This is a genomic window from Paenibacillus paridis, from assembly GCF_006345825.1.
Lineage (GTDB): Bacteria > Bacillota > Bacilli > Paenibacillales > Paenibacillaceae > Pristimantibacillus > Pristimantibacillus paridis.
In genome coordinates this window covers 1105308-1128464 of sequence record NZ_VCIX01000092.1, presented here as the reverse complement: position 1 = coordinate 1128464, position 23157 = coordinate 1105308, and the positions used below count along the sequence as shown (strand labels likewise).

At 49.3% G+C, this 23157-nt stretch carries 20 protein-coding genes; 8 read left to right on the top strand and 12 right to left on the bottom strand.

Annotated features, from left to right (window positions below; all coding sequences use genetic code 11):
• Nucleotides 1-196: 196 nt before the first annotated feature.
• The 4 genes from FJQ58_RS26795 to FJQ58_RS26780 all read right to left on the bottom strand — a co-directional run bounded on the left by FJQ58_RS26795 (nt 197) and on the right by FJQ58_RS26780 (nt 3312).
• Nucleotides 197-820: a hypothetical protein gene (locus FJQ58_RS26795; RefSeq protein WP_139998088.1), complete on the bottom strand. Its 624-nt coding sequence runs from the start codon at nt 818-820 to the stop codon at nt 197-199.
• A 116-nt stretch (nt 821-936) separates the two neighbouring features.
• Nucleotides 937-1371 (bottom strand): CoA-binding protein, encoded by a 435-nt coding sequence (locus FJQ58_RS26790; protein ID WP_139998086.1) that lies wholly within the window; start codon nt 1369-1371, stop codon nt 937-939.
• 42 nt (nt 1372-1413) lie between these two features.
• Complete coding sequence (gene aroA, locus FJQ58_RS26785; protein ID WP_139998083.1) at nt 1414-2709, bottom strand: 3-phosphoshikimate 1-carboxyvinyltransferase; 1296 nt, start codon at nt 2707-2709, stop codon at nt 1414-1416.
• 78 nt (nt 2710-2787) lie between these two features.
• Entirely contained in the window at nt 2788-3312 is a 525-nt protein-coding gene (locus FJQ58_RS26780) for a shikimate kinase (RefSeq protein ID WP_139998081.1), read from the bottom strand.
• 145 nt (nt 3313-3457) lie between these two features.
• On the opposite strand from FJQ58_RS26780, the gene FJQ58_RS26775 reads away from it, so the two are divergent.
• Nucleotides 3458-3781 (top strand): hypothetical protein, encoded by a 324-nt coding sequence (locus tag FJQ58_RS26775; protein WP_139998079.1) that lies wholly within the window; start codon nt 3458-3460, stop codon nt 3779-3781.
• Nucleotides 3782-3793: 12 nt separating this feature from the next.
• Here the strand turns inward: FJQ58_RS26775 and gndA are convergent, their stop codons facing one another.
• The 6 genes from gndA to FJQ58_RS26745 form a co-directional block, all read right to left on the bottom strand.
• Entirely contained in the window at nt 3794-5206 is a 1413-nt protein-coding gene (gene gndA, locus FJQ58_RS26770; RefSeq protein WP_139998077.1) for an NADP-dependent phosphogluconate dehydrogenase, read from the bottom strand.
• A 287-nt stretch (nt 5207-5493) separates the two neighbouring features.
• Nucleotides 5494-6090, bottom strand: a complete 597-nt coding sequence (locus tag FJQ58_RS26765; protein ID WP_139998075.1) for a hypothetical protein — start codon at nt 6088-6090, stop codon at nt 5494-5496.
• A gap of 255 nt (nt 6091-6345) precedes the next feature.
• Nucleotides 6346-8046, bottom strand: coding sequence for a proline--tRNA ligase (locus FJQ58_RS26760; RefSeq protein ID WP_139998073.1), 1701 nt, complete (start codon nt 8044-8046; stop codon nt 6346-6348).
• 359 nt (nt 8047-8405) lie between these two features.
• Nucleotides 8406-9560, bottom strand: coding sequence for an ABC transporter permease (locus FJQ58_RS26755; RefSeq protein WP_139998071.1), 1155 nt, complete (start codon nt 9558-9560; stop codon nt 8406-8408).
• Nucleotides 9553-10722 carry an ABC transporter permease gene (locus FJQ58_RS26750; protein WP_139998069.1) on the bottom strand — a complete coding sequence of 390 codons (1170 nt, stop codon included), beginning with the start codon at nt 10720-10722 and terminating at the stop codon, nt 9553-9555. The genes FJQ58_RS26755 and FJQ58_RS26750 overlap by 8 nt, the downstream gene beginning before the upstream one ends.
• Nucleotides 10723-10734: 12 nt before the next feature.
• On the bottom strand, nt 10735-11679 hold the full coding sequence (locus FJQ58_RS26745) for an ABC transporter ATP-binding protein (protein ID WP_139998067.1): 945 nt from the start codon (nt 11677-11679) through the stop codon (nt 10735-10737).
• Nucleotides 11680-11899: 220 nt separating this feature from the next.
• Here FJQ58_RS26745 and FJQ58_RS26740 point away from each other — a divergent pair, with 220 nt between their 5' ends.
• Genes FJQ58_RS26740 through FJQ58_RS26730 form a run of 3 tightly spaced genes read left to right on the top strand, consistent with a single transcriptional unit; the run spans nt 11900 to nt 14390 of the window.
• Complete coding sequence (locus FJQ58_RS26740) at nt 11900-13033, top strand: sensor histidine kinase (protein ID WP_162341791.1); 1134 nt, start codon at nt 11900-11902, stop codon at nt 13031-13033.
• Nucleotides 13034-13068: 35 nt separating this feature from the next.
• Nucleotides 13069-13710 (top strand): response regulator, encoded by a 642-nt coding sequence (locus tag FJQ58_RS26735; RefSeq protein ID WP_139998063.1) that lies wholly within the window; start codon nt 13069-13071, stop codon nt 13708-13710.
• Nucleotides 13711-13736: 26 nt separating this feature from the next.
• Nucleotides 13737-14390, top strand: a complete 654-nt coding sequence (locus FJQ58_RS26730) for a DUF1054 domain-containing protein (protein WP_139998061.1) — start codon at nt 13737-13739, stop codon at nt 14388-14390.
• A gap of 71 nt (nt 14391-14461) precedes the next feature.
• Here FJQ58_RS26730 and FJQ58_RS26725 read toward each other — a convergent pair whose 3' ends face one another.
• A complete protein-coding gene (locus tag FJQ58_RS26725; protein WP_139998059.1) occupies nt 14462-17491 on the bottom strand; it encodes an efflux RND transporter permease subunit in 3030 nt (1009 codons plus the stop codon).
• A 240-nt stretch (nt 17492-17731) separates the two neighbouring features.
• On the opposite strand from FJQ58_RS26725, the gene FJQ58_RS26720 reads away from it, so the two are divergent.
• From FJQ58_RS26720 to FJQ58_RS26710, 3 genes are read left to right on the top strand one after another with little or no spacing between them, the layout of a single operon-like run.
• Nucleotides 17732-18493: an ABC transporter ATP-binding protein gene (locus FJQ58_RS26720; protein WP_202915333.1), complete on the top strand. Its 762-nt coding sequence runs from the start codon at nt 17732-17734 to the stop codon at nt 18491-18493.
• Nucleotides 18490-19509 carry an ABC transporter permease gene (locus tag FJQ58_RS26715; protein WP_139998057.1) on the top strand — a complete coding sequence of 340 codons (1020 nt, stop codon included), beginning with the start codon at nt 18490-18492 and terminating at the stop codon, nt 19507-19509. Before FJQ58_RS26720 ends, FJQ58_RS26715 begins: the two co-directional genes overlap by 4 nt.
• A 57-nt stretch (nt 19510-19566) precedes the next feature.
• Nucleotides 19567-20229: a TetR/AcrR family transcriptional regulator gene (locus FJQ58_RS26710; protein WP_139998055.1), complete on the top strand. Its 663-nt coding sequence runs from the start codon at nt 19567-19569 to the stop codon at nt 20227-20229.
• Between the two features lie 56 nt (nt 20230-20285).
• Here FJQ58_RS26710 and FJQ58_RS26705 read toward each other — a convergent pair whose 3' ends face one another.
• The gene (locus tag FJQ58_RS26705; RefSeq protein WP_139998053.1) at nt 20286-21479 is read right to left on the bottom strand and encodes an MFS transporter; all 1194 of its coding nucleotides are present in this window, start codon (nt 21477-21479) and stop codon (nt 20286-20288) included.
• Nucleotides 21480-21656: 177 nt separating this feature from the next.
• Between FJQ58_RS26705 and FJQ58_RS26700 the strand changes: the two genes are divergently transcribed.
• Complete coding sequence (locus FJQ58_RS26700; RefSeq protein ID WP_139998051.1) at nt 21657-23126, top strand: aminotransferase class I/II-fold pyridoxal phosphate-dependent enzyme; 1470 nt, start codon at nt 21657-21659, stop codon at nt 23124-23126.
• Nucleotides 23127-23157 lie beyond the last annotated feature (31 nt).

Below are 23157 nucleotides of genomic sequence, written 5' to 3'. Positions count from 1 at the left end.
TATCTTTGTTTTGCGAAGCAAAACTATCTTCGTAAGCATTATCTTTGTTTTGCGAAGCAAAACTGACTTCGTAAGCATCTAGTCCTACATATCTATTTCGATGTTAAGCGTTTGCTTCATTTTTGTCAAAGTAAAACGGCGAGCCTAATTAGGCCCGCCGGTGTCGATGATTCTTTTCTTTAATTTTTAAAACCTATTAGCGCATGCCACCGGAATACGGAGAATTTGTGGCGCTTTGCGACTGCCAGCCTACATGCGAAATAACCGGCCCCGATTGTTGATACGCATTTGTCGCTTCATAAACCGGGTGAATCGAAGTGTTCGAATGCGTCGCCGTCATGCCACCGTAGTTGTTTTGCGCATTGCCTTGGGCATAGCCACCATAATTGGATGAAGTATGCTGAGCATACTGGTTGCCAATGTTGGAAGGCTGATAATACGAATGCTGCTGCTCAGCCCCAGCTTGATAGCCAACGTGTGCGATTACCGGGCCTACGTTGCCAAAAGCCGTTGCCGGCGATTGCGCATAGCTTTGAACCGGCTGATGCGATATGAATGAATTGTTCGTTCCCACCGGATGAGTCATGTTCGAATAACCGTTAGATGCAAAATGCTGCGCACCTTGGTTATACGAATTAGACGATTGATAACCGCTTGGCGCAATTGAACCGTTAAAGTTCGATTGTCTGCCAAAAGTCGGTTGGCTGAGCTGCCCTTGATAGTGCGATTGCACATAACCACTTGGCTCAAATGAAGTCCCTTGGTTCAGGTAGCTCTGTTGACCTTGATATTGACCCGGTTGTTGCGAAAATTGATTCACGTCGTGTCCTCCTTGGATTACAATCATAAAGTCTTCGTGGCGCCGATGTCGTGTTCATTCGGCGCGCACATCCGAAGCCTTCTTATTGTGCAGGAGTACCGCGTTTTTTATTACAGTCAGGTTTTGGGTTTTCCGTTAGGCAGCAAAATCGAATCCTCTACCTTGATGCAGCGGTCCATAATAACCTCTAAGCCGCCTGAGGCCGCAATCTCTGCCGCTTCATCATTAGCGATGCCAAGTTGAAGCCAAAGCGTTTTTGCGCCAATGGCGACGGCTTCCGAAGCGACAGGAGGCGTATGCTCGCTGCGCCTGAACACATTTACAATATCTACAGGTACAGGAATATCTTTCAGGGAAGCATAGCTGGTTTGCCCTAAAATGGTATCGGCATTAGGATTGACTGGAATAATCGTATAACCCTTAGCTTGCATCGCTTCAGATACCATATAGGATACACGGTCAGGTTTATCGGACAGGCCAACTACGGCTACAGTGGTGCTTTTCTCCAAAATGCCTTTGATATGCTCACGACTCGGGTTCTCAAATGCCATCTTAACGCCTCCATCCGTTATGTTAAAAAACCGCTCGCTTGTTTAGCCTTCAATCCATTCAACGTTTGCGCCTAACGCTTTCATATGGTCAAAGAAAATAGGATACGACTTTGCCACATGATGGGCATCGCGAATGCGGATCGGCTCTTTCGCACGGAGACCGACAACCGACAACGCCATAATGACTCGGTGATCATAATGAGCGTTAATTTCTACGCCGCCTTCAACGCCTTCCGGCCGGCCGTGCACAATGATTTCGGCCTGGCGCTCTTCCACGTTGGCGCCTGCTTTGCGAAGCTCATTTAAATAATCGGTAATCCGATCACATTCCTTATACCTTAGGTTTTCTACATTATAAAAACGCGACGTGCCCTCTGCAAAGACAGCTGCGGCAACCATGGCAAGAACGGCATCGGTTGCATGGTCCCCATCGAACTCCACTGCCTTCAGCTTTTTGTTACCCTTAACGTGAACAATCCCGTTTTCATGCGTAAGTGGAACCTCCATCATTTTCAGTACGTCTACGACGGCACGTTCCCCTTGCTTGCTATTCTCTACAAGGCGGTGAACAATGACATTGGAATCCGTAACGGCCGCCGCAGCCAAGATCGCCGCGGAGCCCGGGTAATCACCCTGCACGGAATATGTTTTTGCCGCATAGCTTTGATTGCCAGGAACACGGAATCGCATATAATCCTCGTCAGCATGAATGACGATGCCCGCTTGCTCAAGCACCTCAAGCGTCTGGCCGACGACGACCTTCGATTTCAAATCATGCAGCACTTCGATTTCACTGTCTTCCGGCAGCAGCGGCGTCAAGAATAGAAGCGCGCTCAAAAACTGGGAGCTAATATTGCCTGACACTTGTATTTTGCCGCCCTTAGGCGCTCCGCCTTGAATGCGAATCGGAAGCTTGCCGTCATTATGCTCAATGGATACGCCCATGGCAGTCAAGGATTCAATTAAGTCGCTATGTGGACGTTTGCCCAGCGAATCCGGATAACGATTAATAAAGGTTACATCGGGGCATAACGCGGCGATCGCCATCAAAAAACGCAAAACCGCCCCCGCGTTGCCTACATCTAGCTGTTCAACCGGTTTCGGATTTCGGCCAAAGCCGGTGATGACGATTTTCTCTTCGTCCTCTTCCACGATTGCTCCAAGATCTCGGATACAGCGGCGCATTGCGTCGCTATCTTCGCTATGAGCCGGATAGTAAATGGTGCTCGTACCCTCTGCAAGTGCCGCTACCAGCAGGTAACGAGTCGTGTAGTTTTTTGAAGAAAGCGCTTGAAGCTCACCTTCAAGCCTTGGCGTTGGTGTCACTAAAACGTCCATAGTTCGTATGATCTCCCTTAACAATAATATATACACCCTAACCGGCCCGAAGGCTGGTCAACGTGATGATCCATTCATTTATTGCTCCAAGCTCCACTGGGCCAAAATAGCCTCAACGACCTCTTCAGCTGATAGGTCGGTCGTATCGATCGAAATATGGGCAAAGTCATAGGCATGTTTGCGCTGCTCCAGCAGTTGATGGACCTTCTCAGCCGCATCCCCATGCAGCAGCGGCCTTGCGCTATCTGTTTTCACGCGTGCAATGATTTGTTCGGGGCTCGCCTTTAAAGCTACAACCAATCCATGATTTAACATCAGGTCACGATTATAGGCGCTTAGAACCGCCCCGCCGCCCGTTGCCAAAACACAAGACTCCTCATTGGTCAAAATCGTCTCAAGCACTTTCGTTTCGATTAAGCGGAAACCCGCTTCGCCGTCTGCGGCAAAGATATCCGAAATCCGCTTGTTTTCAAGTCTCTCAATTTCTTCGTCACCGTCAACGCGCTTCCAGCCTAGCTTCTCGTTGAGCAGCTTGCTTACGGTTGATTTGCCGGTTCCCATAAAGCCAATAAGCACTAATTTCTTATGCTGCTGCCTCTCCATCGTAACCGTTTCACCCTTTTCGTGCTTCTAAAGCAATTTTTCTACAATATCATATCATTTTTTTGCAATTCTAGGGTATAAAAAAGTTGCATATGCCGTATGGATGATAATGATGTATATTCAAAAAACAGGAGTGATGCCAGCAATGAACAGTGATCTCCATTTGCCTGATACCCATCCTACCAAAAAACGCATCAACCGAATTCTTGATCCTGATCACCCACTGCGCCGCGACGATGTCATTTGGATGCTTGAATATATTAAAAAAAAGGTGGCTGACGAAGATCCCGCCTTAATGGATCTGTCGCAGCCACGCTTATTGCAAAACTTTCATTTTTTTGCCGAAGCGGCCATGTCGCTCATTCACCGCAGACATTACTGCGATCAAGAAGCTGATCGGCTGCGTGATTGGCTGCGTCAAGCAGCCTACGGATTAAATAAGGACAATCCTCACGAGCCGAAGCTTTAGCCAGCCCTTCGATTAAGATTGCATCCAGTTGAAGTGGAAGCTGCCTTCTTTGTCCAAACGCTTGAACGTGTGGGCACCGAAGTAATCGCGCTGCGCTTGAAGCAGGTTAGCAGGCAGGCGCTCTGTACGGTAGCTGTCAAAATACGCAATCGCGCTTGAGAATGCAGGAACCGGTACACCGTTGGCAACCGCTGTTCCAATCACTTCACGCCATGCGCCTTGGTATGACTCGACGATGTTTTGGAAGTATGGATCAAGCAATAGGTTGCGCAGGTTAGGATCACGGTCATAAGCATCCTTGATGTTTTGCAGGAATCGTGCACGGATAATGCAGCCGCCGCGGAAAATCATAGCGATTTCGCCGTAGCTAAGATCCCAGTTATATTCTTCAGAAGCTGCACGCATTTGAGCGAAGCCTTGTGCATACGAGCAAATTTTACTTGCGAACAGCGCTTTGCGTACAGATTCGATAAATGCTGCACGGTCGCCCTCGAAAGGTTTTTTGGCAGGTCCGTTAAGCACTTTGCTTGCAGCTACGCGCTCTTCCTTCATAGCGGACAAGAAGCGTGTAAATACGGATTCTGTAATGATGGAAAGCGGCACGCCAAGGTCAAGCGAGCTTTGGCTTGTCCATTTGCCTGTACCTTTTTGGCCAGCGGAATCCAAAATAACATCAACCATTGGCTTGCCTGTTTCTGGATCGTATTTCGAGAAAATATCTCTAGTGATTTCGATCAGGTAGCTGTCCAGCTCCCCTTTATTCCACTCGGAGAAAATCTCATGAAGCTCTTCTGCGCTAACGTCAAGCACGTTTTTGAGCAGGTCATACGCTTCGCAAATGAGTTGCATATCGCCATACTCAATGCCGTTATGTACCATTTTCACATAATGACCGGCACCATCTGGTCCGATATACGTACAGCAAGCGTCGTCGCCTACTTTAGCGGAGATTGCAGTCAGGATCGGCTCGACAAGCTCATAAGCTGATCTTTGGCCGCCTGGCATAATGGAAGGACCTTTCAAAGCGCCTTCTTCGCCGCCGGATACGCCTGTACCAATAAAACGGAAGCCTTTCGCTTCAAGATCTTTGCTGCGGCGAACGGTATCAGGGAAATAAGCGTTACCGCCGTCGATGATAATATCGCCTTCCGCCAAATGAGGAACCAGGGAATCGATAGTTGCGTCAGTACCTGCTCCTGCTTGTACCATGATCAAAATTTTGCGGGGCACTTCAAGCGATTGCACAAATTCTTCGATTGTATAGGTTGGAACAAGGTTTTTGCCTGCTGCTTCTTGTACGAGATCGTCTGTCTTCTCGCGCGAGCGGTTAAATACAGAAACGGTAAAGCCTCTGCTTTCAATGTTAAGGGCAAGGTTTTTACCCATTACGGCCAATCCAATAACGCCAATTTGCTGTTTAGACATCTGGTTCTTCCATCCTTCATCATCTATTTTGGGTCACAATACTTTCATTTTACTCCTTTTGCGCCAATAAGAAAACTATCTAGGAGGAAAAATGTCGCAAACCAAGCATTAGAATTATTGACCGATTCAAAAAGTTTAGCTTATATATGGCGTAATTAGCCGCTTTTATGCCGTAAAGCACCACTCCAAAATGCTGCTCCGAACCAACCTAAAAACGATCAAACGCTGCGTGAAACTAACAGCATTCGATCGCTTTAGGTTTGCATACAGGGCACAGCCTCCCTCATTTATAGCTCCAGTTGCAGCATTTCCGTGCGGAGGGCCATCAGCCGCTCTTTGGATTCCGCAATGGCATCCTCATCCGTGCCTTGCAGCGCGTCATGCAGCATCGACAGCTCATAATCCAGCTCGTAGCGTAGAACGACTGCTCTTTCTTCTGCGCGCTTGGACTGAAAGGCTCTGATCATTTCCTCTATTGTTACGAAAGGCTTCTTCTGATAAATAATCCGATGTTCCATACCGGACACCTCCACGAGTCGTATAATCTCACCGAACATAATACTCTCAATGACGATTTGACGATCTTTAATGCGCTTCACAACCGCATGTCCACGTGTGTCATTAATCAGTTTTTCAATCAATTCCGATAGCTTCTCGTCTTTAATGATGTAATCTCCGACAATCTTGTAACGATTCTTCATTCGTTGAAATTGAAGCTTAACGAGCTTGCGCCCGGTCCGAATGGATACAAGGAATTGCCCTTCGGTTTCGCTCCAATACAAGGAGTAACCTTCCTGAATAAGATCGCGGATGAGATTTTGGATTTGCCGGCGGTCAAATCGCAGCTCCAAATTGCAATATTCGACTTCGTGGCTTTTGTTCACGGCAATCCCTCCCTTACCTCAGTATAGTTGACGAAATGTTCTGATAATTTGTTCTTATCTTCATCTTATACTCCATCTTATGTTCTGGCAACTTGGATTATTGACTATTTTTACGCTTACAGCCGACTAAACTTAAAAAAGGGCGCAGCCGTCTGCAAATCAAGACGGCTGCGCCCTTATTCCAATGATATTCTATAGGCACGCGTTGAATTTTGATGAGGCAGAAAGCCTGCCCTCATTCAAACTTTAATGTGCTTATTCTAGTGCAAGGGCTATGGCTTCTTCCAAGCTTAGCTTCTGCGCTTCGGATTCACTTCGGCGCTTCACCTCCACTATGCCGTCAGCCGCTTGCTTCCCTACTACGATACGAATCGGAATACCGATGAGATCCGAGTCTTTGAATTTCACGCCTGGCCGCTCGTCACGGTCATCCAGCAGCGTTTCAATGCCTGCTTCACTCAATCTGGCTGTGATATGTGCCGCAAGGTCAAGCTGGGTTTGATCCTTCGCGGTCACGGGGACTACATGAACATGATAGGGAGCAATCGATTTAGGCCATACGATGCCGTTGGCGTCCGAGTGCTGCTCAAGTACGGCGGACAGCAGCCTGGATACGCCGATTCCATAGCACCCCATAATGAGCGGCTGTTCTCTGCCGGTAGCATCCAAAAACTTGGCATTCAACGCTTCGCTGTATTTCGTGCCGAGCTTGAATACATGCCCGATTTCAATGCCGCGATGAAAGGTTAATCGGCCCTGCTCGCAGCGAGGACAGCCGTCATCGGCTACCGCGTTGCGATAATCGCCTGCTTGCGCATTAGCCAGATGAACGCCTGGAATAACGCGGGACACATGATAGTCCTGCTCGTTGGCTCCCGCAATGCCCTCTTCCATCGCCATAACCGCAAAATCAGCAAGAACCGGAATCGCGAGTCCGATCGGGCCTGCGAAGCCTATAGGAGCTCCGGTCACGCGTTCGGCGGTCTCCTGATCCGCAAGCTCCAGTTGCTCCGCAGCTAAAGCATTTTTTAATTTAATCTCGTTAACCTCATGGTCGCCGCGAACAATGACCGCTATCGGATTCCCGTCCGCAATATAGATTAAGGTTTTCATAAACGCTTCCGCACCTAAGTTAAACGCTTCAACAAGCTGATCTATTTTTTTGATGCCAGGCGTGTGATGGCGCTCGAGCTCAACCGGCGATCTGGTTGCGATGCTTTCCTCGCCGTCCATCACGCGATATTCAGCTTTCTCCAGATTGGCCGCGTAATCGCAGGCTGAGCAGGCCGCTATTGTATCCTCTCCGATGTCGGCAAGAGCCATAAATTCATGCGTTCCGCCTTCCCCCCCGATCGAACCGGCATCGGCTTCAACCGGACGGAAATGAATGCCGCATCGTGTAAATATTCGGTTATATGCTTCGTACATGCTCGTATAGCTGCGGTGAAGCCCTTCCCATGACTCGTCGAACGAGTAGGCATCCTTCATCAGAAACTCTCTGCCACGCAGCAGCCCGTAACGCGGACGCTGCTCATCGCGGAATTTCGTCTGAATCTGATAGAGGGTCATCGGCAGCTGGCGGTAAGAGCTAACCTCACCGCGAACCAAAGCGGTAATCACCTCTTCATGCGTAGGCCCAAGAGTAAACTCACGATCATGACGGTCTCGCAAACGAACAAGCTCCGGCCCATATACGTCATAGCGACCGGATTGCTGCCATAGCTCAGCGGGCTGCAGCGCTGGCATCAGCACCTCTTGGGCTCCCGCTAAATCCATTTCCTCGCGTACGATTTGCTCCAGCTTTCGCAGCACCCGGCGGCCAAGCGGCAAATACGTATAAATTCCGGCGGCAAGCTGCCTGATCAGGCCCGCACGCAGCATCAGCCGGTGGCTCGCCGCCTCTGCTTCCGATGGCGCCTCGCGCAGCGTAGGCATTAATAATTGGCTTTGTCTCATATCCATCTGTCCTCCGATTATTGAAATGACGATAAAAAAACAAAAAGAACGCATTCGTAAGGGACGAATGCGTTCGTGGTACCACCCTAATATAGCCGCTTAACTAACACATGCGGCTCTTCATGGTTAACGGAATAAAATATTCCGGCAGCGTTTGGTTGTAGCTTCCACGCTGCAGCTTGCAAGGTAGGGAATGATCAGTCGTTTATAGAAGCCTTACAGCCGATGGGCTTCCTCTCTGTCATAAACGTGTGCTGGTCAACATGGCCTTGGTCAACGCTGTTTTGCTGTCATGAACTTTTGACAAACTTACAATACAAAGCCAGTGAAGTCAAGCACATTATCGTATAGCAACTAAATCAGGATTTGCTGCTTTGATTCGGTCGGAGCACCGCCGAGCCAAAGGCGATCATCACCGATGCGAACAGAAGCAGAATAAAGAGCTGCAGTCCAATATCGCTTAGATTACCTCCGCCACCTAGATGATCAATCGCTTGAATCGCCCATTTTTGCGGTGTGAAGTTAGCCATTTTTTGCATAAAATCGGGTAGCATGGATATAGGGAAAAAGCAGCCGCTAATGATAGAAGTCGGCGTAATGACTAAATTGTTGATCTGGGATAGCTGCGTACTATTGCGAACGAGCCCCGCGACTGCCGATGCGAGACCTACCGCCGCCAGCAAGAAAAACTCCAATACGAGCAGCAGCTCCCCAAATGAGATGCCCGGCGAGTAACCAAATACAAAGTACGTTAAGCTAAGAACGATAATCAGCTGTATGGTGCCAACCAGCATGCTTCCGGCAAAATTGCCAATCGCGATATCGATTGCGCGCAGCGGAGCCGTAAACATTCTCGCCATTGTTCGTTTCTCCCGATCCTCCATAATAAAGCCAATGGACTGACTGGCAAGCAGCATAAGGAACATAAGGATAAGCCCGATCATTAATGGATTGGATACAACGTCTCCGAGCTTCATCCCTGCCTTCTTAGCCACGATGGTTGGCGTTTCCTGAGCGTCCAGCAGTTCCTTGAGCTTGGTTAAGTCAGCTGTTCCGCTTCCAGCACGAACCATGGAAGCTGAGGCGGACAGCTTATTCGCCTCAGCAGCGAGACTGGTCTCCAATGCCGCGCTCCACAACTGCTCGTTCATCCGATATAGTCCCGCTTCGACTGGTATGCCTTGGAGCAGCTTCTGTGTGTATTCTTCAGGAATATAGACTGCCGCATCCGCTTTGCGGTCAAGCACAGCATTTTTCAACTCTTCCTCCGTGAGCTTAACCTCGAGTTGAACATCGTATAAGGCTTCTTTCTCCAAAGCGGAAGCAAGGTAACCGCCCAATAAGCCAGAATCAGCATTTTGAACCAAAATAACCGCTTTTTGCCCTTCCAGATTTGAGAATAAGCCTGAAATGATCGCCAGGAAAATAGCCGGAATACATACATTCATGATTAAGCCACGGCGCGAGCCCATGGTTCTTCGAATGAGCTGGGCGGCAATGTGCAAGCTAGGCATGATACTTCACCACCTTTGGCATCCTTATAACTGCGATAATCGTTAATGCAAGAGCGATGAGACCAAGGATTCCCACATGATGACTGACGCCAGAGAGGCCCGTATTGCTCATGATTTCCCTCAGACTCTCATTGGCCCAGTAATTAATGGTGAATTTGCCTACGCTGCCAATCATTTGATCAATGCCCGTTACCATGCCTCCGCTTACAAAAGTCATGCTGAATACGATAATCGTAAACAAGCTTTGCAGCGTTTTCTTCGAACGGACAAAGGAGCTGACGATGATCGCAAATCCAGCACCTGCAGCGGTGGTGAACAAACAAATGAGCGCAATCCAGCCTAAATGGCCTCCCCAATCCACGCCGTAGACGAATGTTGTAAAAGCGACAATAATGACAGCTTGAAATGCCGCAAGCAGCATCGCGCCTGCTATAATGCCAAATACGTTCGCTTTAAACGAACTAGGTAGGGCATACAGCCTCTGCAGCGTACCGCTCTCCCTCTGGTTCAAGAGCGCAATAGCCGCCGACATGCCCCCGTACAGTAAAAACATAATCAGATAAGCTGCTGAATAATACTGGATAGCCGATGTTTTGCCAAACCCTTGATTATCTCCATATCCTAAATTATGTGTGAGAATAGGAGATTCCGTTGCCTTCGTTGAGCTGCGATCGTCATCAAACGCTTCAGAAGCTGCAGGGCCAAGCGTCCGAAGAGCCGCCATGCGCATATTCGCATTTTCCAAATAACCATTGACTACCGCTTCCGCTGCCAGATTTTTTTCCTCATACCTGCCTGAATACGTAAACCACGAAGCCGTCTCCCCTGCGGAGATCTGCTTTGAGAAGTTCGCGGGAATATGGACGCCATAGTCGGCTATCCCTTCCCGTACCCAATCCTGAACCTCCTTTTCTGATCCGGCGTCCAGCACTTTGACATAGGGCTTAATCGCATCATCGTTCCAGAGCCGATCTATGCTCTCGCGCATTTCTCCGTGATCGGCTACATATAGCGCGACCTTGGCGGGCTTGATCTCGGTGTCAAAAGCGCTGCCGAGCAGCAAAATCAGCAATAAAGGCAAACCTATTAATAGGATAAGAACCGAGCGCATGCGGCTATATTTAATCAACTCGTAATACACTGTTGTGGACCATACCAACATTGCCAGCACCTCCTATTCGTCACGCAATGTGCGTCCTGTCATTTGCAAAAAAAGCGACTCTAAATTAGGCTCTACCCTCGTAAGCGTTCGAAGATGAATGTCGTGCTTCTGTAAAATAAATAGTAAGTCCTGCAAAATGGACGGAGATTCCTTTACCGATACTTCCAGCGTCAAGCCTTGGTCCCGCACATCCAGTTGTTGTACGCCAGGATGCTCATTCATCTCCATGATCGCACTTTCCAAGTGCCGGTCAATTTCAAAAACAAGCTTCTCTTGCTGTCCCGATTGGCGCTTCAGCTCATCCTTCGTGCCCACTGCGATAAGCTTTCCTTGATCCAAAATGCCAATTCGCGTGCAGATCGCTTCTACTTCTTCCATATAGTGGCTCGTATAAATAACCGTCGACCCCATTTTATTCAAGGCTTTGACCGATTCAAGAATATGATTGCGGGATTGCGGGTCAATTCCCACCGTTGGTTCATCCATAATAATCAGCTTCGGACGATGCATGATCGCACAAGCAATGTTTAGCCGCCTCTTCATCCCTCCGGAAAATGTCGAGGGCTTATCCTTCGCCCGCTCCAACAAGCCTACGAATTGCAGGGCTTCATCTACCCGTTCCCGAAGCAGCGACCCTTTCAGCCCATATAGCTTTGCAAAAAAAGTGACGTTCTCGCGTGCCGTAAGCGTTTCGTAGATCGCGAGTTCCTGTGGAACAAGGCCAATCCGCTTCTTTACCTCAATAGGCTGCTTCCGAATCGAGAAGCCATCAACCAAAATATCGCCGCCGCTTGGATTCAGCAATCCAGACAGCATGTGGATGGTTGTGCTCTTGCCAGCCCCGTTTGGACCCAGCAAGCCGAAAATTTCTCCTTCGCCGATAGTGAACGTCAAATGGTTTACCGTTAAAACGGTATCGTATTTTTTGACAACCTCACGAAATGCAACCAAGCTCATCTATGATTCATCCTTTCGGTTTGTATCTCATATTTTCATTGTACGCGAGGACCTGCTCGCATACAGGTCTATTAAGTCACCTTCGAGGGTGACAAAAGTCATATTGTTCTAACCCAACCCATCCAGACATGAAGGTTCGATGAAAAGCTTTCTCCTTGCCCTGTGCCCCTGCTTCATATGCTATAATGAAGCAAATTCAGCTGCGGGAGCGTATTTTTTTATGAATAGTATGCTTTACCGGATTCGAATCCTGCTGGCGGTGCTCCCATGCATAATTAGCATTGCGCATGTTGAGGCTGGCTCTTATGCTTTTTATACGGCTTACGTTCTGCTTACTATGCTCCTGATTAAAGCAGGCTCGATGCTGCCCAGGTTCAGGCCTGTATTAGCGCTCTTGGAGCTGCTTGCCTACTCTTGGCTCTCGTATACGTTCGGCGGCGTGTTGTTTCTTTTGCTATTTTCCAGCCTTATCGCTATATTCCGCAGCAGACCGTCTCCTGCTTCAAGTCTGTTATGGACAGTCATCGGTTTTACGGCCTTGCTCGCAGGCTTGCAGGGAATGGATTACGAAATCGTGTTCGCGGTTGCCCTTCTATGGGCGACAACGGCTGCCATTCTTTATGCTTCCAATAATTTCGAGGATAAACGACTCCAGATCGAGGATCTGTATGAGGCGCTGGCCGCCAGCAATGTTGAGCTCAGTGCAGCGAAAAGCAGAATGCAGGATTATGCCTCCCAAGTGGAGCTGAACGCACAAATCGAGGAACGGAATCGCATCGCCAAAGATATTCATGACGACCTCGGACACCGGCTGATACGCGTCAAAATGATGTCCGAGGCTGCCTTGCATTTATTTGATGCGGACACGGATAGAGCAAAGCTTACCGTGGAGCAGATCCGTGACCAACTGCAGGATAGCATGGAGCTGATGCGCCGAACAGTTCGGAGGCTGGCTGCGGATGGCGAGAAAGATGCAAGGCGCTATGCGCTTGACCGACTGGTAGAGGAATCCGCTTCCGGGCTTGGCATTACAGTAAGCTTTCAAATCATTGGCATGCTAAGACCGCTGTATCCAAGCATTGAGCTTATCCTGTTCAAAAATGCTCAAGAAGCGATTACGAATGCAGTCCGCCATGGAAAAGCAACGTCAGTGGCCATCGATCTCGAATTTTCCGCTGCAAGTGTATCGCTAACCGTATCCAATAACGGCAGCTTGCCAAGCGAGTCTATCGAATCAGGAATTGGAATCAAAGGCATGAAAGAAAGAATAGCCCTCATCGGAGGGCAGCTGGAATGGCAGATGAATGGCCGTTTTTCAGTTACGACTACACTTCCGCTGCTCGGCAGCTCATGAACAAACTCCCGTCCGGAATTGGAGATGGTTAGCTAATGATTCAAGTGTTGATAGTAGATGACGATCCCTTTATCCGGGAGAGCATGAATGTGATATTGGGGCTGGACCCTGATCTCCAGGTTGCTGGCATTTGCTCTAATGGGAAGGAAGCGGCTGAGTTCGTCCGTGCACAGCCTGTCGATGTCGTTCTCATGGACATTCGCATGCCCGTGTGTGACGGCGTAGAAGGCACCAAGCTGCTGCGAGCGCTCGCTTCCCCACCCGCCGTCCTCCTGCTCACAACCTTCGACGACAATGAGTATATTGCACAGGCCATTCGAAACGGCGCGAACGGCTACCTGCTCAAAAACGTGCCCCCCAGCCGCATTATAAGCGGCATTAAGACCGTGCACGAGGGCTCTATGCTGATTCATCCTGATATTGCCCGCAAGCTGGCAGGCATGATCGAAACGCCACGCGCCGAAACAAGCAAAGCCGTTACGATCGCTGGCCTCACGCCCGCCGAAGGGCATATTGTCCGTCTCATTGCAGATGGCCAATCGAACAAAGAAATTGCAGCTTCTTTATTTCTGAGCGAAGGTACCGTCAAAAATTATATTACGGAGATCTTGCACAAGCTTGAGCTGCGTGACCGTACGCAAATTGCTATTAAGTATTTAAAATTATTGCATCAGTGATTACGATGCTAAAGGAGATTACTCGAATGACACCCCAACACCTAGCACCTACCGATTCTCTGCCTGGCTTCACGCAAGCCGACTTCGACGTCTTTCATCTCGAGGGGCTCGAAGAACGCATGGCAGCCATACAAAATCAAATCCAGCCTAAGTTCCGCTCACTCGGAGAGCAGCTTAGCGTGGATGCAGCCGTTCATGCAGGCAATGAAATGTATCTGCATGTGGCCCGGCATGCGCGCCGCAAAGTAAATCCGCCGAAGGATACTTGGCTTGCCATTTGCAACAATAAACGCGGCTATAAAGCTCACCCTCATTTTCAGCTGGGCTTGTTTGATGACCATTTATTTATTTGGCTGGCACTCATTTATGAAGTACCGAATAAAGCTAACATTGCAACAGCGTTCTTAAAACAGATCGACAGCGTCATCGCAACCGTGCCTCAGGATTATGTGCTCTCTTTGGATCACATGAAGAAGGATTCCCAAGCGGTTAGTGAAATGTCCAAGCAGGACTGGAAGGATGCGCTTATTCGCTTCCGTGATGTGCAGAAAGCCGAGCTGCTCATTGGACGCCATGTTCAAGTCAACGACCCAATCCTTCGTGATGGCGATGCCCTGCTAGCGTTTGCCTCCTCCACCTACCAGAAGCTGATGCCGCTCTATCATATGGCGAGTGTATAGATTTTCAAAAAAAGGCTGTACCCGGTATTGGTCGACATGACCAGTCCAGGTACAGCCTTTACTTTTCTTACTTATGCTTGCTGCGATACGGCAGCTTCGGATTGCGCCGATGCGGCACCAGCGCGCCGCTGTTTGCGTGAAGTCCGGAAGAACAACAATTCATAAACGCAAGGCACGATGATGAGCGTTAGCAGCGTAGCTGCAATCAAGCCGCCAATGACGACGATCGCCAAGCTTTGCGACACGATGCTTCCCGTTTCATGCGAACCGAACACAAGCGGAAGCATGGCGGATACCGTCGCCACCGCAGTCATCACGATCGGACGCATCCGGGTCGTAGCAGCTTCGATCAGCGCTTCGCGTATAGACATGGTCAGCTCATTTTGCTTCACGCGGTCGATCAAGACGATCGCATTCGTAACCACGATGCCAATGAGCATCAATGCCCCGAACATCGCGGTAAAATCAGGCGTTACGCCAGAGACGAGCAGGCCCGTGACCGCTCCGATGGCCGCTAGCGGCAGTGAAATCATAATGGCCAGCGGTGCCCGGAGCGTCTTAAACGTCAATACCATAATCAGATATACGATTCCGATAGAAATTAACGCCGTTAATCCCAAATCTGCAAAGTCGCTCGTTTGGTCAGCAGAAGCTCCTCCTACCGCCAAAACTACGCCATCAGACAGCTTAAGCTCATTGGCCGTTTTCGTTATTTTGTCGCCAACGACCGACAGCTGCTTCGCATCGGCACTCGCCGTAACGCGGATATAGGTTTTCCCGTCCTTATGGTAATAAAGGGAAGGCTCTTCGGTCCGAACCAATTGTGCGATCGATGAGACCGGTACGACGCCAGCTTCTGTACGCACCGTTAAGTTTTTCAGCTCCGCTTCAGAAGCCGGATTCACTGTCGGCTGCAAAATGACGGAGGTATCGCTCTCCTCGATCCGAATAGAGCCGATTGGCACGGGGTTTAGCATGCTTTGCAGCTGCATAGCTACATCCTGTCCTTTTGCAGCTACGGGATCAACAACGAAGGAATAGACGGTTTGTTTCTCTTCTTGGTTGCTCTCCACCTTCTGCACGCCTTCGATAGGCTCGATAGCTGCAATCAACTGATCCGCCGTTTGGGTAAGCAGCTCGGGATCATCCCCTGTTACATCGATATAAATTTGCGGCGAGCCGCCTCCCATAATTAGGTCAGAAGCGTTTACCGTTAGCTCTGCTTCCTTGTAGTTATCCTTCTGAGACTTTACGCTGTCCATGAACAGCTCCGCGTCAACACCGGTTTTTAGATCGATCATGTACGTAATCAACGTAGGCGAGGACACTGATCCGTATTTTGCCGCATCAGCGCTATTGCCGAGCATCATCATAACCCACTCGATATCGGTATTCGCCGTCAGATAAGCTTCAAACTGCTTGCCCGCCTCCAGCACTTGATCCGCTTGGGTATCGCTTGGATATTGCAGCGTCACGTTAATATTTTCTGCGCTGGAAGAATCCAGTGCTCCCTTCGGCATGAATATATACGCACTGATAGAGCCGGCAAACAGCAGCACGGCTATGAGCAAGGGCACTGCTTTGTGCGCTAGATTCCAACGGATGAAGGAAGCAAATTTAGGCGAGCCGGCATGCGCCTTCTCCTTCGTTCCGCGCAGCAGCCATGCGCTTAGCAGCGGCACGACCGTCAAAGCCACAAGCAAGGAAGCAAGCAGCGAGTAAGCAACCGTTAACGCAAAGGGCAGCAAGAAGGCTTGCAGCGATCCGCGTAGAAGTCCCATAGGCAAAAATACGGCGACCGTTACGAGCGTGGAGGAAGTAATCGCCGAGGCTACCTCTTTGGTGGAGTCAATGACGAGCATTACGGAGAACGACTCTTTCTGGAGCCGTCTATAAATGTTCTCAATGACAACAATGCTGTCGTCTACCAGTCGGCCCACCGCGACGGCTACGCCGCCAAGCGTAATAATATTGAGCGATACGCCAGATAAATGCAGCAAATAAAGCGTAATCCCGAGCGAGAGCGGAATCGAAACGATCGTAACAATCGTCGCTCTGAAGTTGCGCATGAACAATAAAATGACGATTGTGGCGAATAAAGCCCCAAGCAGCACTTCACGCATCATGCTGTTAACCGAAGAAACGACGGAATCGGATGTGCTTAAAATAATGGACGCATCGATTCCCTTTACGTCTGCATTTAAACGTTCAACCGTTTCTTTGATGGCATTGCCGACCGTTACTGCATTCGCATCCGCCGATTTCGAAACCGTAAACATCATCGCATCCTTGCCGTTCATTCGGCTGATGCTCTCCTGATTCTTGGCCAGCTCGACATCCGCAACATCCGATAGCTGCACACCTGTAGCAATCGGAAGCTTACGGAGCGTTTCCACGTCAGTGACCTGGTCATACACATTAAGGTTGCCAGCTGCGCCGTCCACGTTTCTCTCTCCGATAGATACGGATGCTCCGCGTCCCTGAAGCACACCCATCAGTGCTTCTACAGGAAGGCCGGCTGCCGCCAGCTTTGTCGTATTCGGCACAATATGAATCGTCGGCGACGACTTCCCGCTTACGCTGACTTCGCCTGCGCCTTCGGATTTTTGGAGCTCTGCTGTAAACAGCTTCAGCTTAGCTTCCTTTTCCTGCTCGCTCATCGACTCATCGAAGGTAAGAGTAACCCAGGCAATCGGTATCATCGATGTGTTGAACTGTACGACGAATGGCTTCATCACACCGACAGGAAGCTGCACCTGACCCACTATCCGTTCAATTTCGGCCTTCGCTTCTTTCATATCCGTCTTAGAATCGAAGTTTAAACTAATTTGAGCATATCCAACGCCTGAGGTCGAGAACATACTCGTCTTTCCCTTCACAAGCGTCACTGCATCCTCTAAAGGATTCGTGACTTGCTTCTCCATTGTTTTGGCATCATTGCCTTGCCCGATCGCGGTAATCATCACTTGCGGGTTATCCGCAGCAGGCAAAAATTCCATCGGAAGCCTGAAGTAGCTAACCGCCCCCATCGCCAAAGCCATGATGACGATCAGAATAACAGCCGCTTTGTTTCGGAACGACCATTCTGTAAATTTACTCATTTCACTCTTGCTCCTTCTCCGTAACGGTTTCATTTCAATGTCTTTTCTAATCATAGAGAGAAGTAAGATTCGTTAAAAACGTCCAGAGAATGGATTTCCCGCTCGCCTCAGGATGTAATCCGTCTACGACTTCAGGCGGAGGCATATAAAATGAGTAAGTACTCACTTACAATCAAATGCATTATCGATTATAGTGAAGTGAGTACTTACTCATTAATGGATAAAGGAGCGTGAACCGTTATGCATTCCCTCCCAAATATACCTTTGGCATCCGCACCTGCGGTTGAGCTAAAAGGCATTTCACGGCATTTTGGCAGCCACACCGTTCTCCAAAACATCTCAATTGCCATTCCACGCGGACAGCTGTTTGGGCTGCTTGGTCCCTCTGGCTCGGGCAAAACAACGCTGATTAAGCTCATGACTGGCATTGACCGTGCAGATGAAGGAACGGTTGCCATGCTTGGCGAGCCTATGCCGCAGCTCAAAATGCTGCAAGCTTTCGGATATATGGCGCAAGCAGACGCGCTGTATGCCGAATTGACCGGCAAGCAAAACCTCGCATTTTTTGGCGCCATGTTCGGATTAAAAGGAACCATTCTTCAGGCACGCATCCAGAGAGTTGCTAAGCTCGTTGACTTAACCGATCATTTGAACAAGCAAACCTCCGCGTATTCCGGGGGAATGAAGCGGCGCCTTTCGCTAGCGGTAGCCTTGCTGCATGAGCCGCAGCTGCTTGTGCTCGATGAGCCTACTGTCGGTATCGATCCTGTACTGCGCCAATCGATCTGGAAGGAGCTATCCGCGCTCAGCAAGCAAGGCGTAACGATCATCGTAACGACCCATGTCATGGATGAAGCGGAAAAATGCGATCGTTTGGGACTAATCAGAGGCGGCAAGCTTATCGCAGTGGATACCCCGAAAGGAATTATGGAGCAATCTGGCTCCACGACCATTGAAGAAGCATTCATCGCATTTGGGCAAGCGGGAGGCGAGGAAGCATGAGGATCAAAGCGTTGGCGATCCGGATCATTCACCAATTTATTAAGGACAAACGGACACTGGCTTTGTTATTTCTTGCCCCGCTTCTCGTTTTAAGCTTAATGAAGCTTGTATTTGACGGCCAAGCGGTCTCGCCTGCAATCGGAACGGTCGATATACCTCCAACGCTCATCGAGAAAATGGAACAGCTGCATGCTGACGTCACTGTCTTTGCAAACGCGAATGATGCACAATCTGCCCTCGGTTCCGGCGACCTGGACGCCATCCTGCAGTTAGATGCCAGTCAGCCCAAGCTCATGCTTGAAGGAAGCGACCCTTCTCTCAATCGAGCCGTGTTGCTTCTGCTGCAAAACGCATTTCAAAATGGAGCAGCAAGCACGGCGCCAACCATTACTTATTTACACGGAGGTCCCGATATGGCTGCCTTCGACTCTTTTGGGCCGGTGCTTATCGGATTTTTCTCGTTTTTCTTCGTATTTCTTCTCGCCGGGGTCTCTTTCCTTCGGGAGAGAACAAGCGGAACCTTGGAGAGGCTGCTTGCCACTCCGATTCGGCGCAGCGAGATCGTAGCAGGTTATCTAGCCGGTTTTGGCATATTCACCTTGGTTCAGGCGTCCTTGATCGCCTGGTTTTCCGTTGACGTGCTTGGCCTTTACATGGCGGGGAGTATCGGGTATATGCTGATTATTAATTTGTTGCTGTCGTTAACGGCATTAACGCTTGGCACACTGCTCTCCTCCTTTGCCAGCAGCGAATTTCAAATCATCCAGTTCATCCCGCTTGTCATTGTCCCGCAAGCATTTTTTTCCGGGTTATTCAATCTCGACGCGATGAACCCTTGGCTGCAAAAGCTCAGCCTGATTATGCCGCTTTATTATGGTGCCGACGCCATGCAAGGGATCATGATCCGCGGAGAGGGCTGGTTGGATTTTCAGAAAAATGTCTATGTTTTAATCGGGTTCTCTTTGCTATTTGCCATATTAAACGTGCTGGCACTGAAGAAGCATCGACGTATGTAGAAACCAGCTGCTTCTGATATACTAATTGGAATGGGTAGTTAAGAAGGAGTGTCTTGCATGCAAGAGCCTGTCGAGCAATGGCTTCAGGAACTGTTGAAATTAGATAACGAAGAAATACAGATGACGGATAAGCAGTTGAAAATCGTGCAGGCCGCTTCTGAGGTTTTTGCGCAGAAAGGTTTTGCTGCTTCGTCCACGAGCGAAATCGCCCAGCGAGCCGGGGTAGCGGAAGGAACGATTTTTCGCCATTATAAAACCAAAAAGGATTTGCTCTTCTCCATCGTCGCTCCCGTTATGGCTAAGCTCGTGGCGCCTTTTGTGCTCCGCGACTTCTTTAAGGTGCTCGACGGCAGCTTTGACAGCTTCGAGGAAATGCTTCGAGCCATTATCGAGAATCGAATCGCGTTCCTTGAACGCCATATGCAGGTATTCAAAATATTCATACAGGAAATTCCGTTCCATCCCGAGCTTCAGGAGCAATTTCAAGAGCTCATACTTGCTAAGGTCCTGAAAAAATTCAGCTCCAATATCGAGAAATTCCAAAAGCAAGGAGCAATTGTCGAGTGGTCGCCCCATACGGTTATTCGGTTGACTGCCTCCACGCTGATCGGCTATGTCCTTACCCGCAGCTTTGTAAACAAGGAAAAAAACGCAGCATGGGATGATGAATTAGAAAGGGAAGCAACCATTACATTTATCTTGAAAGGGCTTGCACCTTAAACGCAGCGCAACAAAAAGCCGTTGACTCATCTTGTGATGAACCAACGGCTTTGTCTTTATTTTGCTGAATCCATAGCGGGCGACTGCAAGCTTTGCTTGTCCAACTGACGGAAGCGAAGCAGCAGCAATAGTGCTGCAATACATAAGATGCCGCCAAGCAAATATGGCAGTCCCATCTCAATCGTAAAGAAGAAGGAACCGAGCAGCGGACCTGCGATCCTGCCCAAGCTGTCCATCGACGAGCTTAAGCCAGAAGCGACACCTTGGCCCACGGTTGTCTTTTGGGTAATCAACGAGGTTACGCATGGCCTAATCAAGGAATTGCCAATCCCGAAGACCGCCAGCGATAGGGTTGCCCACCATAATGAGTGAGCCGCTAAGAGCATAAAGAAGCCCAGCGCCGAAATCACAAGGCCGATAGCGATGTATTTCGGCTCCTCCCCTTTCTTGATCCTGCGCCGTACAATGCCGCCTTGAACAAGAGCGCCAACAAATCCACATACAAAAAACAAGATACCGACCTGAAGCGGAGTCACGTCAAAACGTCTCATGCCAAAAAATTGCAGCGTAGCCTCCATGCCCGCCAATGTGAACGTTACAAAAAACGCCAACACATACAAATACTTAAGCGGCCCGGTAAAAGCAGCCCATCTTGACACCCGCTTCTCCGACTTACTTTTGCGCTGTTCCGGTGCAAGCGATTCTTTCAGCTTCATCGCTGCCAGCACAAACGTAATCAAAGCCAGTGCTGATGCCGTATAGAATGGCGTCTCCAGGGAAAACACGCTTAATAGGCCGCCAACGCCAGGTCCGATCGTAAAGCCAAGCCCAATCGACATCCCGACAAGCCCCATCCCCTTCGTTCTTTCCTCGGGCGGCGTTATATCAGCGACATAGGCGACAATAACCGAAGCGACAGCCCCCGAGAACAAGCCTCCTAGCACCCGTGATAGGTACATCAGCGTCAAATTGCCGGATGAGAGTCCAAACAGCAGGAAGCTTGCTGCAAAGCCAAGCACGCCAACTAAAATAATCGGCCGTCTGCCGATCCGGTCGGACAAGCTTCCCCAGAATGGGGATAGAAAAAATGAGACAGCGGAATAAATGGCCAGCATCCGGCCCGTATGTATTTCCGCCTTGTTCGGATCTGCCGCTTGGATAATTTCAGGCATAACCGGAATGATAATGCCAAACCCTATAAATGTTGTCATTAAAATAGCCATAACAATAAGCATCCGTTTATCTTTCATGCTGCAACCCCTCCACCAACCTATGTTACCATAACCGATTATCCTGCATGTATGAACAATTGAAGAACAAATAACACTGCCAATGGCGCTCTCTTAAAAATGAAGCTTGCATTCCCCCCTGTATTTGCTATACTCAACTTTGTTTGTAAACTCTAATGAAAGGCAGGGATGTTAGCGATGGATCATAATAAAACCCCGCTCTTCACAGCGCTTCGCCAACACGCGGAGAAGGATCCCGTACAGTTTCACATTCCAGGACACAAAAAAGGATTAGGCAGCGACTCGGAATTTCGCGAATTTATCGGCGATAACGCATTGTCGATCGATTTAATCAATATAGCACCGCTTGATGACCTGCATCAGCCAACAGGCGTTATTGAAGAAGCGCAGAAGCTTGCTGCTGACGCATTCGGCTCGGATTACACCTATTTCTCTGTGCAAGGCACTAGCGGCGCAATCATGACGATGATTCTGACCGTTTGCGCGCCAGGAGATAAAATCATCGTCCCACGCAACGTTCATAAGTCGATTATGGCCGCTATCATTTTCGCAGGCGCAAGACCGGTATTTATTTCACCTGCTCGGGATAATAATCTTGGCATTGACCACGGCATTACCACACGCTCCGTACGCAAGGCGCTCGAGCGTCATCCCGATGCCAAAGCCGTACTTGTGATCAACCCGACTTACTTCGGCATATGCGCCAACTTGAAAGAGATTGTCGATCTCGTTCACAGCTTTGACATACCTGTACTCGTTGACGAGGCGCATGGCGTGCTCATCCATTTCCACGAGAAGCTCCCTATGTCCGCGATGCAAGCCGGTGCCGACATGGCTGCCACAAGCGTACATAAGCTTGGTGGCTCCATGACTCAAAGCTCGGTGCTTAATGTACGCAAAGGAAGAGTTAACCCGCACCGCATCCAAACGGTTATCAGCATGCTGACGACAACATCAACTTCCTACATTTTGCTAGGCTCGCTGGACACCTCGAGGCGCAATCTCGCGTTGAATGGACATGCTATCGCGGAACGGGCGATTGAGCTTGCCGAATCCGCGCGCAAGCAAATTAACGAAATTCCTGGTTTGTATTGCTTTGGCGAGGAAATTCTCGGTGACGAGGCTACCTATGATTACGATCCGACCAAAGTTTCCATCCATGTGCGCCACCTTGGCATCACAGGCTATGAGACCGAGAACTGGCTTCGGGACAACTATAATGTGGAAATCGAAATGAGCGACATGTATAACATTCTTTGCTTAGTTACGCCTGGAGATACCTCGGATTCCATATCAAAATTAATAATTTCTTTGCGCGGCTTGTCCGAGCATTTCCATGAAGGCGCTGAAGCCCGTGAATTGGTCGTAAAAATTCCAGACATTCCGCAGCTTTCTCTAACGCCGCGCGACGCTTTCTACGGCGAGACCGAGGTCCTTCCGTTTAAAGAATCAGCAGGCCGTATCATTGCCGAGTTTATTTATGTCTATCCCCCTGGTATCCCTATTTTATTGCCAGGCGAGGTCATTACCCAAAAAAACATCGATTACATTGTCGATCACGTGCAGGTCGGCCTGCCGGTCAAAGGGCCGGAAGATCGCAGCATCGAATTTGTTAAAGTCATCGTGGAAGAAACAGCGATATCGTAATTCAAACACCCGAAACGGCCTGCTAAGCGCT